The 14,043-nt window shown below is 74.8% G+C and carries 10 protein-coding genes; 3 read left to right on the forward strand and 7 right to left on the reverse strand.

The features are described from left to right. The first annotated feature begins 142 nt into the window (after window positions 1–142). The gene (gene afsK / locus IE316_RS15240; protein ID WP_190205087.1) at window positions 143–2,545 is read left to right on the forward strand and encodes a protein serine/threonine kinase AfsK; all 2,403 of its coding nucleotides are present in this window, start codon (window positions 143–145) and stop codon (window positions 2,543–2,545) included. An 87-nt stretch (window positions 2,546–2,632) separates the two neighbouring features. On the opposite strand, the gene afsS is transcribed toward afsK, so the two are convergent. From afsS to IE316_RS15255, 3 genes are all read right to left on the reverse strand, one after another. Further along, complete coding sequence (gene afsS, locus IE316_RS15245) at window positions 2,633–2,821, reverse strand: regulatory protein AfsS (RefSeq protein ID WP_190204854.1); 189 nt, start codon at window positions 2,819–2,821, stop codon at window positions 2,633–2,635. A 209-nt stretch (window positions 2,822–3,030) separates the two neighbouring features. Beyond that, a complete protein-coding gene (afsR, locus tag IE316_RS15250; RefSeq protein WP_190204855.1) occupies window positions 3,031–5,979 on the reverse strand; it encodes an SARP-family global regulator AfsR in 2,949 nt (982 codons plus the stop codon). A 149-nt stretch (window positions 5,980–6,128) separates the two neighbouring features. Beyond that, window positions 6,129–6,521, reverse strand: coding sequence for a nitroreductase/quinone reductase family protein (locus IE316_RS15255; protein WP_190204856.1), 393 nt, complete (start codon window positions 6,519–6,521; stop codon window positions 6,129–6,131). 112 nt (window positions 6,522–6,633) lie between these two features. On the opposite strand from IE316_RS15255, the gene IE316_RS15260 reads away from it, so the two are divergent. Continuing rightward, complete coding sequence (locus IE316_RS15260) at window positions 6,634–7,437, forward strand: endonuclease/exonuclease/phosphatase family protein (protein WP_190204857.1); 804 nt, start codon at window positions 6,634–6,636, stop codon at window positions 7,435–7,437. On the opposite strand, the gene IE316_RS15265 is transcribed toward IE316_RS15260, so the two are convergent. Beyond that, window positions 7,406–8,899: a CehA/McbA family metallohydrolase gene (locus tag IE316_RS15265; protein WP_190204858.1), complete on the reverse strand. Its 1,494-nt coding sequence runs from the start codon at window positions 8,897–8,899 to the stop codon at window positions 7,406–7,408. The genes IE316_RS15260 and IE316_RS15265 overlap by 32 nt on opposite strands. Before the next feature lie 194 nt (window positions 8,900–9,093). Here IE316_RS15265 and IE316_RS15270 point away from each other — a divergent pair, with 194 nt between their 5' ends. After that, window positions 9,094–11,679 (forward strand): bifunctional FO biosynthesis protein CofGH, encoded by a 2,586-nt coding sequence (locus IE316_RS15270; RefSeq protein WP_190204859.1) that lies wholly within the window; start codon window positions 9,094–9,096, stop codon window positions 11,677–11,679. Window positions 11,680–11,698: 19 nt separating this feature from the next. Here the strand turns inward: IE316_RS15270 and IE316_RS15275 are convergent, their stop codons facing one another. Genes IE316_RS15275 through IE316_RS15285 form a run of 3 tightly spaced genes read right to left on the reverse strand, consistent with a single transcriptional unit; the run spans window position 11,699 to window position 13,863 of the window. Then, on the reverse strand, window positions 11,699–12,385 hold the full coding sequence (locus IE316_RS15275; protein WP_190204860.1) for an ANTAR domain-containing protein: 687 nt from the start codon (window positions 12,383–12,385) through the stop codon (window positions 11,699–11,701). Between the two features lie 15 nt (window positions 12,386–12,400). Continuing rightward, window positions 12,401–13,129 carry a GAF and ANTAR domain-containing protein gene (locus tag IE316_RS15280; protein ID WP_190204861.1) on the reverse strand — a complete coding sequence of 243 codons (729 nt, stop codon included), beginning with the start codon at window positions 13,127–13,129 and terminating at the stop codon, window positions 12,401–12,403. Then, entirely contained in the window at window positions 13,126–13,863 is a 738-nt protein-coding gene (locus IE316_RS15285; protein ID WP_190204862.1) for a GAF domain-containing protein, read from the reverse strand. Before IE316_RS15285 ends, IE316_RS15280 begins: the two co-directional genes overlap by 4 nt. Window positions 13,864–14,043 lie beyond the last annotated feature (180 nt).

Below are 14,043 nucleotides of genomic sequence, written 5' to 3' on the forward strand. Positions count from 1 at the left end.
CGTATGAACGTTTTCGCCCGCCAATGGGATGAGACACCCTGATTGTCACCAGGTTCGCAACCGGCGGTCCGGACAGGAAGAATCGGGGTGCGTGCCGCCACGGCGTAGCGGTGGTGAGACGCTGCACTTCGGCCGCGGACATATGTGGGTGGCGCGGCTCGTACGGGGAGGTGGCAGGCAAGTGGATCAGCTTACGCAGCACGATCCGCGACGGATCGGGCCGTTCGAGGTGCTGGGGCGGCTCGGGGCCGGCGGCATGGGGCTGGTCTACCTCGCGCGCTCGGCGTCCGGGCGGCGCGTGGCGATCAAGACGGTGCGCACGGAACTGGCGGAGGACCAGCTCTTCCGCGTCCGGTTCACCCGGGAGGTCGAGGCGGCCCGCGCGGTCTCCGGCTTCTACACCGCGGCCGTGGTCGACGCCGACCCCCGCGCCGCCGTGCCGTGGCTGGCCACCGCCTATGTGCCCGCGCCCTCGCTGGAAGAGATAGTGAACGAGTGCGGGCCGCTGCCGGCCCAGGCGGTGCGCTGGCTGGCGGCGGGTGTCGCCGAGGCGCTCCAGTCCATTCACGGCGCCGGGCTGGTCCACCGCGACCTCAAGCCGTCCAACGTCCTCGTCGTCGAGGACGGCCCCCGGGTGATCGACTTCGGCATCGCCTCCGGCGTGTCGAACACCCGTCTGACGATGACCAACGTCGCCGTCGGCACCCCCGCCTACATGTCCCCGGAGCAGGCCAAGGACTCCCGCAGCGTCACCGGCGCCAGCGATGTCTTCTCCCTCGGCTCCACCCTGGTCTTCGCCGCCACCGGCCACGCCCCGTTCCACGGCGCCAACCCGGTCGAGACGGTGTTCATGCTGCTGCGCGAGGGCCCCGACCTGGACGGGCTGCCCGAGGAGCTGCGCCCGCTGATCGAGTCCTGCATGCAGATGGAGGCCGCGGCCCGCCCGAGCCCCGCCGACCTCCAGGCCCAGCTCGCCCCGCACCTGTTCGGCTCCGGCTCCGACGACAGCGGTACGGCGTCGGCGTGGCTGCCCGAGCGGGCGGTGAGCCTGATCGAGTCCCGCCGGGGCGGCCGTCCCCCCGCCAAGCCGGGCCCCGCCGCGGGCCGCAGCGCGGGCCGCGCCCCGGCCGTGCCGCCGCCGCCCGCGCACGACCCCGTCGTCCCGCCGCCGCCCGCCACCGCCCCGCCGGTGCCCGGGCCGGCCGGCGCCCCCGGCACCGGGCCGGTCCGGCTGGCCGGCGCCGCGGTGCCGATCGGCCCCGGCCCCCGGGTCGCCGACACCCGGGCCACCGCCGTCAAGGCACCGCCCCCGGAGGCCGCCCTCGCCGCCTCCTGGTCCAAGCCCCGCCCCGGCGTCAACGGCGCCGACCCCGCCGTGCCGCCCGCCCCCGCCGCGCCCCCGGACGCCGCGCCGGGCACCTGGCGGCCCTGGCGGTTCCGGATGTCCAACGACCTGTGGGGCACCCCCTCCGTCGCCGACGACCTGGTCTACGTCACCTCCTTCGAGGTGCACGCCCTGGACGTGGCCACCGGGCGGCGCCGCTTCAAGACCCGGGACGTGGCCTGGTCGATGACGGTCGCGGACGGCCGGATCCACGCCTCCGACGGGCCGACCCTGTTCGCCCTGGACGCCCGCTCCGGCGCCGACCTGTGGCGGTTCCGCACGGACGCCTGGGTGTACTCGATCCAGGCCGACCGGGGCACGGTCGTCACCGGCACCCGCGGCGGCGGCGTCCAGGCGTGGGAGGCGTCCACCGGCCGGAAGCTGTGGGAGATCACCGGCTGCCAGACCGACTTCGAGTCCCCCGAGGCCGGCGCCGTCCTGCACGACGGCACGGTCTACGTCTGGCAGGACGCCCGGCTGCGCGCCCTGGACGCCCGCAGCGGCGACGAGCGCTGGTCGTACCCGATCGGCGACGCGGCCTCCTGCGGCGGCGTCCCGGTCCGGGTGGCCCAGGCGCAGGACGGCTACGTGTACGTCAGCGCCGGCACCCGCGTGCTGGCGCTGGAGGTGGCGAGCGGGCACGTGCGCTGGCACTTCGAGGCCCCGGCGGTCTTCCTGTGCCCGCCGGTCTTCGTGCCCGGCCCGGCCGTCACCGGCGGCGGCGTCTACCTCGCCGACTACCTCGGCACGGTCTACGCCCTCGACGCCACCGACGGCCGCGACCGCTGGCGGATCGCCACCGAGGCCCGCGCCGCCACCGAGCCGGTGCTGGTCGCCGGGGGCCATGTGCACGTCGGCAGCGGCAAGGGCCTCTACACCCTGGACGCGGTCACGGGCACGCCCAAGTGGCGCTTCCAGGCGGGCGGCGACATCGTGGGCGCGCCCGCGGTCGCCGAGGGCCGGATCCACTTCGGCTCCACCGACCACCTGCTCTACACGCTCAAGGCCGACGACGGCCGGCTGCGCTGGAAGCTGGCGACCGGCGGCGAGATCACCGGGTCGCCGGTGGTGCGGGACGGCATCGTGTACGCGTGCAGCAAGGACCGCTGCGTGTACGCGCTGGACGCGGAGAAGGGCACGGGAACGGCCCGCACGGCCTGACCGCGCGGGCCCGTTCCGGACGCGGACATGCCACGGCCGCGGCGGCTCCCCTCCGCGCCGCCGCGGCCGGTCCCCGTCAGGAGATGGCTACTTGCCGCCGTCCAGGTCCAGGGCGGGCGGCGCGGGCATGCCGTTGTCCATGGTGGTGATGCCCGAGGTGCTGACGGGCTCACTGGGCATGCCGTTGTCCTGCTTGGTGGCCTCCGGCTGCTTCGCGGCCGGGGTGGGCATGCCGTTGTCCTGGGTGGTGGCGTCCACGTTCTTCTCGTCGCTCATGCGCTGCGTCCTTAGCTGTGGTGGCGAGGTGGCGAGTGTGGAACGCCCGTCCGGTAGCTCCCCCGAGGGCTGCCGGACGGGCGTTCGGAGCCGCACCCTAACCGGTCGGGCTCCGCCCGGACCGCCTGCCCCCCGACGCGACGGTCCGTGGGTCAGAGAGTGCCGGGTGCCGATAAACAAACGCTGAACGCCGGTCCCGCCGGGCCCGCTCAGGCCGCGGTGGCCGGCGCGAGCAGCGCCCTGACCTGCTCCGCCTCCGGCTGGCTGCCGTTCTCCTCCAGCAGGCTGAGCGCCTCCTGCCAGCAGGCCGTGGCCCGGTCCACCTGGCCGAGCCGGTCCAGCGCCCGGCCGAGCAGGGTGAGCACCGTGCCCCGCATCCGGTCCCCGCCGATGCAGCCCAGCGCCAGGGCCTGTTCGGCGGAGCAGGCGGCCTGCGCCGGCCGGCCGGCCGCCAGATGGGCCTCGGCGATCCGGAAGTTGGTCGTCCCCTCCCACAGCCGCTGCCGGTGGGCGCCGAACACCTCCAGCGCCGCCGAGAACTCCGCCAGCGCCTCGGCGTACCGCTCCGCGTGGGTCAGCGCGATGCCCAGCGTGAAGTGGCCGTTGCCCAGCCGCAGGGTCCGCCCGATCGCCCGGTAGGCGAGCAGCGCCCGCTGGGCGATCTCCACCGCCTCGGTGACATTGCCCATGCCCAGGTGGGCGCGGGCGAGGTTGCACAGGCTGAGCGCCTCCAGCGGGCGGTTGCCGATCGCGCCGTACCCCTCGATGGACTGCTCGAAGAAGGTCTTGCCCTCGGCGTAGCGGCCCTGGTGCAGACAGGTCAGGCCCCGGTCGTTGGCGGCCCAGCTCACCGCCATGGCGTCCCCGGCCGAGGCGGCCAGGTCCATGGCGAGCCGGGCCTCTTCGGCGGCCTGCTGGATCCGCCCGGAGACCAGCAGCACATTGGTGAGGGTGGTGCGGGCCCGGCCCTCGGCACGGACGTCGCCCGCCTCCCGGGTGGCGTCGCACAGCGCGCGGGCGGTGGCCTCGTACGCCCGGGAGTCGGCCCCCGACTCCGTCAGGTCCTTGGCCGCCCAGAGCAGGTCCACGGCCCGGCGCAGCCGGTCGGTGCCGGCCGCCTGCCGTACGCAGGCCAGCAGCGCGGCGGCCTCGGAGTACAGCCAGTCCAGCGCGGCCGTGCCCGCGGTGAACCGCAGCCCCGGGTGGTCGGTGCCGGCCAGGTGGTCCACCAGCCGGTCGCCGGGCCGCTCCAGCGCGTACACCCCGGCGGCGGTGGCCAGGTAGAAGTCCAGCACCCGGGAGAGCGCGGCCGAGCGCTCGGCGGCGGGCTCGTCGCGGTCGGCGCAGGCACGCGCGTAGAGCCGGACCAGGTCGTGGAAGCGGTAGCGGCCGGGCGCCGCCGACTCCAGCAGGGAGGTGTCGACCAGCGACTCCAGCAGGTCCTCGGTGGCCGTCGCCGGCAGGTCCAGCACCGCCGCCGCCGCCGACAGGGAGATGTCCGGGCCGTCCGCGAGGCCCAGCAGCCGGAACGCCCGGGCCTGGGCGGGCTCCAGTTGCCCGTAGCCCAGCTCGAAGGTGGCCGCCACCGCCAGGTCCCCGGCCTGCAACTCGTCCAGCCGGCGCCGCTCGTCGGCGAGTTTGGCCGCGAGGACCGACACCGTCCAGGTACGGCGGGCCGCCAGCCGGGACGCCGCGATCCTGATCGCCAGCGGCAGGAACCCGCAGGCGGCGACGACGTCGAGGGTGGCCTCCCGCTCCGCGGCGACCCGCTCCGCACCGACGATCTTGGTGAAGAGGGCGAGCGCCTCCTCCGGCGACATCACGTCCAGGTCGACGAGGTGGGCCCCGGCCAGGCCCACCATCCGCACCCGGGAGGTCACCAGCGCCGCGCAGCCCGGCGTGCCCGGCAGCAGCGGCCGTACCTGGGCGGCGTCGCGGGCGTTGTCCAGCAGCACCAGGACCCGCCGCCCGTCCAGCACCGACCGGTACAGCGCCGCCCGCTCCTCCAGGGTGTCCGGCACGTCCGCGTCCTCGGTGCCCAGCGCGCGCAGGAAGGAGCCGAGCACCGCCTCCGGTTCGGCCGCCCGGGGCCCGGCGCCCTGCAGGTCGACGTAGAGCTGCCCGTCGGGGAAGGCGGCGCGGGCCTGGTGGGCGAGGTGCACGGCGAGGGTGGTCTTGCCGACCCCGCCGATCCCGGCCAGCGCGGAGACCGCCATGACCCGGCCCTCCGCCGAGGCCAGGGCGGCGCTCAGCTCCCGGACGAACCCGGCCCGCCCGGTGAAGTCGGGCACCGTCGCCGGGAGCTGGGCGGGCCGCACCGGCACCGGCGCCGGTCCGGCCGCGGGCGCGGCGGGTTCGGCGAGGGCCGGGTCCGCGCGCAGGACGCGCTGCTGGAGTTCGCGCAGACCGGGGCGCGGGTCCACGCCGAGTTCCTCGGCCAGCAGCCGCCGGGTGTCGGCGTACACGGCGAGCGCCTCGGCCTGCCGTCCGCACCGGTACAGGGCGAGCATCAGCAGCTCGCGCAGCTTCTCCCGCAGCGGGTGCTCGGCGGTGAGCGCGGTCAGTTCGGAGACCGCCTCGGCGTGCCGGCCCTGTTCCAGGTCCAGGTCGAGGCGGCACTCCAGGAGCTGGAGCCGCCACTCCTCCAGCCGGGCCCGCTGGGCTTGCGCGTAGGGCCCCGGCACCCCGGCGAGCACCTCGCCGTCCCACCGGGCCAGCGCCCGCCGCAGCAGGTCCCGGGCCCGGCCCAGCTCCCCGCCGGCGCGGGCCTTGTCCGCCTCCGCGGCCAGGCGCCGGACGTCGGCGAGGTCCAGCGCCCCGTCGGCCAGCCCCCGCACGGCGTAGCCGCCGGACTCGCTGACCAGCACCTCGGCGCCGAGCACCTTGCGCAGCCGGGAGGCGTACGTGCGGATCGCCGCCAGCGCCTGGGAGGGCGGGTCCTCGCCCCACAGCGCGTCGATCAGCTCGGCCGGCACGGCGGTGCGGCCCTCGCGCAGCAACAGGGCGGCGAGCAGGGCGCGTTGCTGCGGGGAGCCGGTGGCCAGCGGTTCCTCGCCGCGCCAGGCGCGCACCGGGCCGAGCACGGCGAAGCGCAGGGCCGCCGGTTCCGCCGAGGAACCGGCCCGCCGAGGCTTCGGCACTCGCGGCACACCGTCCATGTCGTCCCCCTAGACGTCCTGAGCAACCCTGCCAGTCTGCCTTGCGCGGGCCGACCTCGTCAGCCGGGGGAGACACCGATCACAAGCGGCCGCGCAGTACCGTCACGACCTCTTCACCACTCCTGGAAGTACGGCGGCGCGTCGTACGGCTACTCGTCAAGGTCCACCCTGATGGTCAGCAGCCCGGCGCCGAAGGCGCGCACGGCCGCGCTGTTGAACCGGGGCAGCGCCCGCAGCCGGGCCACCGGGTCGTCGTCGGGCAGCGGGTGCGCGGTCCCCGGGTACCAGCGGCCCCGCAGCCGGACCCGGACCCGGGGATCGGCCCGGAGGTTGCGGACGTACTGCGAGCGGTCGCCGAACTCCGACACCAGCCAGAAGGAGCCGCCCACCCGGCGCCCGCCGACCGGGGTGCGGCGCGGCAGCCCGGAGACCCGGCCGGTGGTCTCCAGCAGGGTCTGGAACGGCAGTGCGCGCAGCAGCGCGTTGAGCCGGCGCTGGACGGGCCGCACGGCCCGGTACTTCTTCGCGGGGTCGGTCGTCATCTGTCCTTCGGCTTCCCGTCTCCTGACCGTCCCGTGACGGTCCCGTGTTCTTCGATGGTCCCCGGAAAAGCTCAAGGGGACGAGGGAACGGCGAGAGACGGGCGGTGCGGTCGTGCGGATCGTGACCTGGAATCTGTGGTGGCGGTTCGGGCCCTGGGCCGAACGGCAGAAGGCGATCCTCGCCGTGCTGCGGGAGCTGCGCCCCGATGTGGTGGGCCTCCAGGAGGTGTGGGAGGCCGACGGCGAGAACCTCGCCGGGTGGCTGGCCGGCGAACTCGGCCTGCACTGGGCGTGGGCTGCCTCCGAGGCACCGGAGCGCTGGCAGCGCCGGCTGCTGGACAGCGGGGCCGGCACGGTCGGCGTCGGCAACGCGGTGCTCAGCCGCTGGCCGGTGACGGACCGGGCGGTGCTGAAGCTGCCCGCCCCCGAGGACCTGGACGACGGGCGGCTCGCGCTGTACGCCGGGCTGGACACCCCCGGCGGACGGCTGCCGTTCGTCACCGTGCACCTGACCTCCGCCTCGCACGCCTCGGCGGTCCGCGCCGAGCAGGTCGGCGCCCTGGCCGGCTTCGTCGCCGAGCACGCCCGGGACGCCGGCCACCCGCCCGTCCTCACCGGCGACTTCAACGCCGAACCGGACTCCGCCGAGGTCCGCCCGCTGGCCGCGCACGGCTTCCGGGACCTGTGGGAGTACGCCGACCCGGACGCCCCGGCCGCCACCTGGGACCCGGCCAACCCGTACATCACCGGCGAGGAGGCGGCCCGCGTCGACCACATCCACGTCGGCCCGCCCGGCCCCGGCACCGTCCGGGCGGTCCGGCGGGCGGGCGACGGCCCCGTGGACGGCGTCTGGCCCTCCGACCACGCGGCGGTCGTCGCCGACCTCAGCGACGGCCCAGGAACACCGGGTTGGTGAACGCGGCGAGCGCCCCCGGCACCGGCCCGGCCGCGGCCTCGTGCCGCACCTCGGCCCGTACGTAGGCGGCGTACGCGGCGGTGGTCCGCCACTCCACCACGCCCTCGCCGGACACCGGCAGCGGGGCGCTGGTGTGCAGCACCCCCTGGTCGGTGACGAACCGGACCGTGCAGCGCGGGGCGCCGGTCACCGCCAGCCGCACGGTGACCGGCGTGTCCGGGTCCACCCGCAGCCGCTCCCCGATCCCGGCGTGCTCTCCGCGCCCGCCGGACGCGGTGAACGAAAGCGTCAGCCCGGCCGACTCGGCGATGTACGACCGCCCGGCCCGGATGCCCTCCTGGATCGCCCGCCGGGTCAGGTCGTCGGCGAGGACCACCGTCTGCGGCAGCCCGATCACGTCCGGGTCGCGGTGGGCGTCGCTGCTGCCCATCGCCGGGATCCAGTCCCGGCCCTCGCGCACGGAGGCCACCAGCATCGAGTCCCAGTCGGCGAGCGCCACCTCGTCGTCGGGCGTGTACGGCCCGTTCCACACCTCGACCGCGTCGGCCTCGCCGAATCCGAACTTCCAGTTGCAGCCGATGCAGGTGGCGTGCGGGTGGGCCGGTACGACCAGTCCGCCGGCCCGGCGGATCTGCCGGGCGAACCGCCCGAAGCGGTTGTCCCGCGCCCGGTAGCGCCAGTCCACGAAGGTCCCCGGGTCGGTGCCCAGCGCCACCACGTGCCCGTTCCGGGTCGTCACCTCCTCGCCGACCATCACCAGCAGGTCGTCCCCGGCGACCTCGGCCCAATGGGCGTGCGCGGAGGAGGTGTTGTGCTCGGAGGAGTTGATGAAGTCCAGCCCGGCGGCCCGCGCCAGCGCCCCGATCTCGGCCGGGGTGCGGCGCCCGTCGGAGTGCCAGGAGTGCAGATGGCAGTCCCCCCGGTACCAGGCCCGCCCCCGCCCCTTGGCCCGCTCCGGCGGGTAGACCGGCCGCACGCCCTCGCCCGGTTCGCCGTACGTCAGCGTCACCGTGATTTCGTACGACAGCCCCTGCGGGGCCACCGTGTACGGACCCAGCGCGAGATGCCAGGTCCCCGCGCGCACCGGCCCCGGCAGATACCCCGGAGTGGCCTCGTCGGCGCGGAGGAAGAACTCCGTACGGGCCCCGCCCGACCAGCCCCGGAACCCCCGGCCGCCCAACTCGGTGCCGCGCTCGTCGAAGACGCCGATGTCCAGCGCGTTGCCCACGGTCCCGGTGGGCACGGCCGGCCGGTCGTAGCGGTAGGAGACCCGGAACTCCCGCACCCCCGGCGGCACCTCGACCGGCACGTACACGAAGTCCGGCGACCCGGTGGGCAGCGTCCCCCGGATCGTCCTGCTCTCCTGCCCTTCGGCCCCCGAAGCGAAGCTCACACTCCCCAACGTAAGCGCGGCAGCGCCCCCCGTCACGACCACGGCACGCCTACCGATATCAGCACCCATGAGCCCAACGCTCCAATCCGCCCGTGAACTGAGCGAAACGGCAAGGCAATCAATCGCCGGAAGGAAAGCCAACCTAGGGGCGCGGGACTGTATCAATATGCGGCTCCGCCGCGTGGGCGCGATCAACCACAACGCACCCGCACCCGACAAACCACCCCCCACCCCCCTGATCACCCCCCTCGTATCCTCGAAGAATGACGACCTCCGCGACCCCCGGACCCGGCCCCACCGAGAACTCCCTGCGTCGCGCCCTCAAACGCGCCCGAGACGGCGTCACCCTGGACGTCTCCGAGGCCGCGGTCCTCCTCCAGGCCCGCGGCGAGCACCTGGCCGACCTCACCGCCTCCGCCGCCCGCGTCCGCGACGCCGGTCTCGACGCGGCGGGCCGGCCCGGCGTCATCACGTACTCCAAGAGCGTCTTCATCCCGCTGACCCGGCTGTGCCGCGACAAGTGCCATTACTGCACCTTCGTCACCGTCCCCGGCAAGCTCCGCCGCGACGGCCACGGCATGTTCATGTCCCCGGACGAGGTGCTGGACATCGCCCGCAAGGGCGCCGCGCTCGGCTGCAAGGAAGCGCTGATCACCCTCGGCGACAAGCCCGAGGACCGCTGGCCGGAGGCGCGCGAGTGGCTCGACGCGCACGGCTACGACGACACGATCGCCTACGTCCGTGCCATCTCCATCCGCATCCTGGAGGAGACCGGCCTCCTGCCGCACCTCAACCCCGGCGTGCTGACCTGGACCGACTTCCAGCGGCTGAAGCCGGTCGCGCCCAGCATGGGCATGATGCTGGAGACCACCGCGACCCGTCTGTGGTCCGAGCCGGGCGGCCCGCACTACGGCTCCCCGGACAAGGAACCGGCCGTCCGGCTGCGGGTCCTGGAGGACGCCGGGCGTTCCTCCGTGCCCTTCACCTCCGGCCTGCTCATCGGCATCGGCGAGACCTACGAGGAGCGCGCCGAGTCCCTGTTCGCGCTCCGGAAGATCGCCCGCGCCTACCACGGCGTCCAGGAGCTGATCATCCAGAACTTCCGCGCCAAGCCGGACACCGCGATGCGCGGCATGCCCGACGCGGAGCTGGACGAGCTGGTCGCCGCGGTCGCCGTCGCCCGGCTCATCATGGGCCCGGCCGCCAACATCCAGGCGCCGCCCAACCTGGTGGACCGCGAGTACGGACGCCTGATCGGCGCCGGCATCGACGACTGGGGCGGTGTCTCCCCGCTCACCATCGACCACGTCAACCCCGAGCGCCCCTGGCCGCGGATCGAGGAGCTGGCCGAGCAGTCCCGCGCCGCCGGGTTCGCACTGCGCGAACGCCTCTGCGTCTACCCGGAGTTCGTCCAGCGCGGCGAGCCCTGGCTGGACCCCCGGCTGCGCCCGCACGTCGCCGCGCTCGCCGACCCGGCGACCGGTCTGGCCCGCGAGGACGCCGTGGTCCAGGGCCGCCCGTGGCAGGAGCCGGACGAGGTGTTCACCGCCTCCGGCCGCACCGATCTGCACGCCACCATCGACACCGAGGGCCGCACCACCGACCGCCGCGACGACTTCGACGAGGTGTACGGCGACTGGGCCGCCCTGCGCGAGGCCGCCGCCCCCGGCATGGCCCCCGAGCGCATCGACACCGACGTCCGCGCCGCCCTGGCCACCGCCGCCGACGACCCGACGAAGCTGACCGACGCCGAGGCGCTCGCCCTGCTGCACGCCGACGGCCCCGCCCTGGACGCCCTGTGCCGGGTCGCCGACGACGTGCGCAAGTCGGCCGTCGGCGACGACGTGACGTACATCGTCACCCGGAACATCAACTTCACCAACGTCTGCTACACCGGCTGCCGGTTCTGCGCCTTCGCCCAGCGCCGCACCGACGCCGACGCCTACACCCTCTCCCTGGACCAGGTCGCCGACCGCGCCCAGCAGGCGTGGGAGGTCGGCGCGGTCGAGGTCTGCATGCAGGGCGGCATCCACCCCGACCTGCCGGGCACGGCGTACTTCGACATCGCCCGGGCGGTCAAGGAACGCGTCCCCGGCATGCACGTGCACGCCTTCTCGCCGATGGAGGTCGTCAACGGCGCCACCCGGACCGGCCTGTCCATCCGCGAGTGGCTGACCGCGGCGAAGGAGGCCGGCCTGGACTCGATCCCGGGCACGGCCGCGGAGATCCTCGACGACGAGGTCCGCTGGATCCTCACCAAGGGCAAGCTGCCCACCGCCACCTGGATCGAGGTCGTCGAGACCGCCCACGAACTGGGCATCCGCTCCTCGTCCACCATGATGTACGGCCATGTCGACCAGCCCCGGCACTGGCTCGGCCACCTGCGCACGCTGGCCGGCATCCAGCAGCGCACGGGCGGCTTCACGGAGTTCGTGACGCTGCCGTTCATCCACACCAACGCGCCGGTCTACCTGGCCGGCATCGCCCGCCCCGGCCCGACGACCCGGGACAACCGGGCGGTCACGGCGATGGCCCGGCTGCTGCTGCACCCGTACATCCCCAACATCCAGACCAGTTGGGTCAAGCTGGGCACGGAGGGCGCGGCCGAGATGCTGCGGTCCGGGGCGAACGACCTGGGCGGCACGCTGATGGAGGAGACCATCTCCCGGATGGCCGGGTCGTCCTACGGCTCGTACAAGTCGGTGCGGGACCTGATCGCGGTCGCGGACGCGGCCGGGCGGCCCGCGAAGCCCCGGACCACCCTGTACGGCGAGGTCCCCGAGGAGCGGCGGCGCGCGGCGGCGGCCTCGGACGGGCACCTGCCGGAGCTGCTGCCGGTGCTGGACTGAGGGCCCGGGACCGCGGGGCTCAGTCCAGCGTCCGGTGGGCGAGGACGTGCTCCGCGGTCCGGGACAGCGGCTGGCCGTGCCGGAAGGAGTGTGCGCGCATCCTGGCCAGGGCGTCGTCGGGCGGCAGCGCGTACCGCTCGGCGAGGATGCCGGCGGCCGCGTGCACGTGCGGCGGGAAGCCCTGCGGGCCGGGCCGGAGCGGCTGGTGCCGGGGGGCGAGCAGGCCGGGCCGGGAGTCGAGGGCGAGCAGGGTGAGGATGCGGGCGTAGCCGCGCGCCCGCTCCCGCTCCGGCTCGGTGAGCGGGCCGGGCGCGGTGCGGTAGAGGTCCACGGCGCCGATCCGGCCCCGCCCTATGGTCAGCGGCAGCGCGGTCACGGACCGTACGCCCTCCTCGACCGCGACCGGCGCGAAGGCGGGCCAGCGCGCGTAGGCGTCGTGCAGGTCCGCCGACTCGACGAGGGTCTGCCGGACGTACGCCTCGGTGCAGGGCCCCTCCCCGGTCACCAACTGGTTGTCCTCCAGGCGCCGGGCCCGCTCGTCGGTGGCGTGGCCCAGCGTCCGCAGCTCCCCGCCGTCGATCAGGGTGATCCCGGCGCAGTCCACGGAGAGGTCGGCGGCGCACACGTCACAGGCCGCGCCGAGGGTGATGTCCCCGGCGTCCGCTATGCGCCGCCAGAGACCGGTGAGCTGGTCGTCGTCGTCCACGAGGTCTCCGCAGGATCAGGCCCGTCGCAGGGCGTCGCTGTCGAGTTCCCCGTCGATCAGCCGCTGGGCCAGCGCGGACAGGCCCGTCCGGTGGGCGCGGGCGTAGCGGCGCAGGGCGGCGAACGCCTCGTCGACGCCGGTGTCCCAGCGTTCGGCGAGGATGCCCTTCGCCTGCTCGATCACGATGCGGCTGGACAGGGCGGCCCGCAGTTGGGCGCGTTCCTGGTTGGCGTGGGCCAGGGTGCGGTGCTGGAGTATCGCGATGGTCGCCACGTCCGCCAGCGCCTGCGCCACCCGGGCGTCGGCGGCGTCGATGTCCTGCTCGCGGGCGTCGAAGAGGTTGAGCGCCCCGACGACCTGTTCGCGCAGCCGCATCGGCAGGGCGTGGGTGACGGCGAACCCGGCCGCGCGGGCCTGCGCGGCGAACAGCGGGTACTCGGCGGCCGTGACGGGCGAGTCGAGGGGGATGTTGAGCCGGGCGGTGCCGTCCGCGTGGCACCGTACGCAGGGCCCCTCCTCGTGCTGGAGCGCGAAGAGTTCCAACAGCCGGGTGTGCTCGTCGGAGGCGGCGATCAATTGGAGCCGGCCGCCGGGGTCGGCGAGCATCACGCCGACCGCCGTCACGTCCAGCAGCTCGGTGCAGCGGTCGCACAGCGTGTGCAGGAAGTCGATCAGGTCGAAGTCGTCGACGAGGGTGTCCACCGCGTCGATGACGGCCGCCAGCAGGCGTTCCTCACGAGTCATGGCCTTGTGCAGTCCCTTCGCCGGCCAGACGCGCCCGGCTCGTCCCCATCATTGCGAAAGTGCACCCGCCGGGCCACCACGTCCTCGGCGGCCCGCACCACCGGTGTGCCCTGGCGGAAGGCGTGGGCCCGCAGCAGCAGCAGCGCCTCGGCCAGACTCACCTCGGCCTGCACGCTGATCATCCCGGCGGCCTGGTGCACGACCGCCCGGTAGAGGTCGGAGCCGTCCTCGGCCGTGGCCGTCCACCGCTCCGCGTTCCGCACGAGTACGGAGGTCAGGGTGTTGGCCACGATCCAGGCGTCGGCGAGGTCCCGCTCCGGCAGCGGACCGGCCGCGGCGCACTGGAGGGTGAGGGTGCCCAGGCAGGCGCCGCCGATGTGCAGCGGAAGGCAGAAGACCGCCTCGACGCCCGCGCGCAGGGCCTGCGGCAGCAGCGCGGGCCACCGGTCGGCCGGCACCTTCGTCAGATCGGGCACCAGGACGGCCGCGCACGAGTTCGCCACGTCGGGCCCGGGTCCCTCGCCCAGGGTGTACTGGAGGTCCTCCAGCACGGTACTGGCCCCGGAGGTGGCCCACAGCAGTTCGCTCGCCCCCTCGCCCATCAGCGCGGACACCGCGACCCCGTCCACTCCGAGGGAGAGCGCGCAGTCCGCGGGGTCGGCATCGATCAGGCCGCCGCTCGGGGCGAGGCGCAGGGTCTCCACCACGGCGGCCAGATCGCCTCTGGATGACATGGTCCGTCACCTCCCGCACCCGCCGGTCCCCGCGACGCGGCACCCTTGAGTCTAGGGCGGGAATCCGGCCGGTTCTCCCGGGGAACCGGCCGGGGGCGGGCGGAGGAGTACCCTCGGTGAGAAGACAAGCTGCCCGTACCCAAGAGGACGGAACCGTCCCACTCCAGCTACCTGACATTG

This window comes from Streptomyces fumanus, assembly GCF_014655295.1.
Classification (GTDB): Bacteria; Actinomycetota; Actinomycetes; order Streptomycetales; family Streptomycetaceae; genus Streptomyces; species Streptomyces fumanus.

Excerpts from the sequence above, each read along its gene's own strand:
- afsK (WP_190205087.1), top strand. The coding sequence starts at position 143 with ATGTGGGTGGCGCGGCTCGTACGGGGAGGTGGCAGGCAAGTGGATCAG.
- afsS (WP_190204854.1), bottom strand. The coding sequence starts at position 2,821 with ATGAGCGACGAGAAGAACGTGGACGCCACCACCCAGGACAACGGCATG.
- afsR (WP_190204855.1), bottom strand. The coding sequence starts at position 5,979 with ATGGACGGTGTGCCGCGAGTGCCGAAGCCTCGGCGGGCCGGTTCCTCG.
- IE316_RS15255 (WP_190204856.1), bottom strand. The coding sequence starts at position 6,521 with ATGACGACCGACCCCGCGAAGAAGTACCGGGCCGTGCGGCCCGTCCAG.
- IE316_RS15265 (WP_190204858.1), bottom strand. The coding sequence starts at position 8,899 with ATGGGTGCTGATATCGGTAGGCGTGCCGTGGTCGTGACGGGGGGCGCT.
- IE316_RS15270 (WP_190204859.1), top strand. The coding sequence starts at position 9,094 with ATGACGACCTCCGCGACCCCCGGACCCGGCCCCACCGAGAACTCCCTG.
- IE316_RS15280 (WP_190204861.1), bottom strand. The coding sequence starts at position 13,129 with ATGACTCGTGAGGAACGCCTGCTGGCGGCCGTCATCGACGCGGTGGAC.
- IE316_RS15285 (WP_190204862.1), bottom strand. The coding sequence starts at position 13,863 with ATGTCATCCAGAGGCGATCTGGCCGCCGTGGTGGAGACCCTGCGCCTC.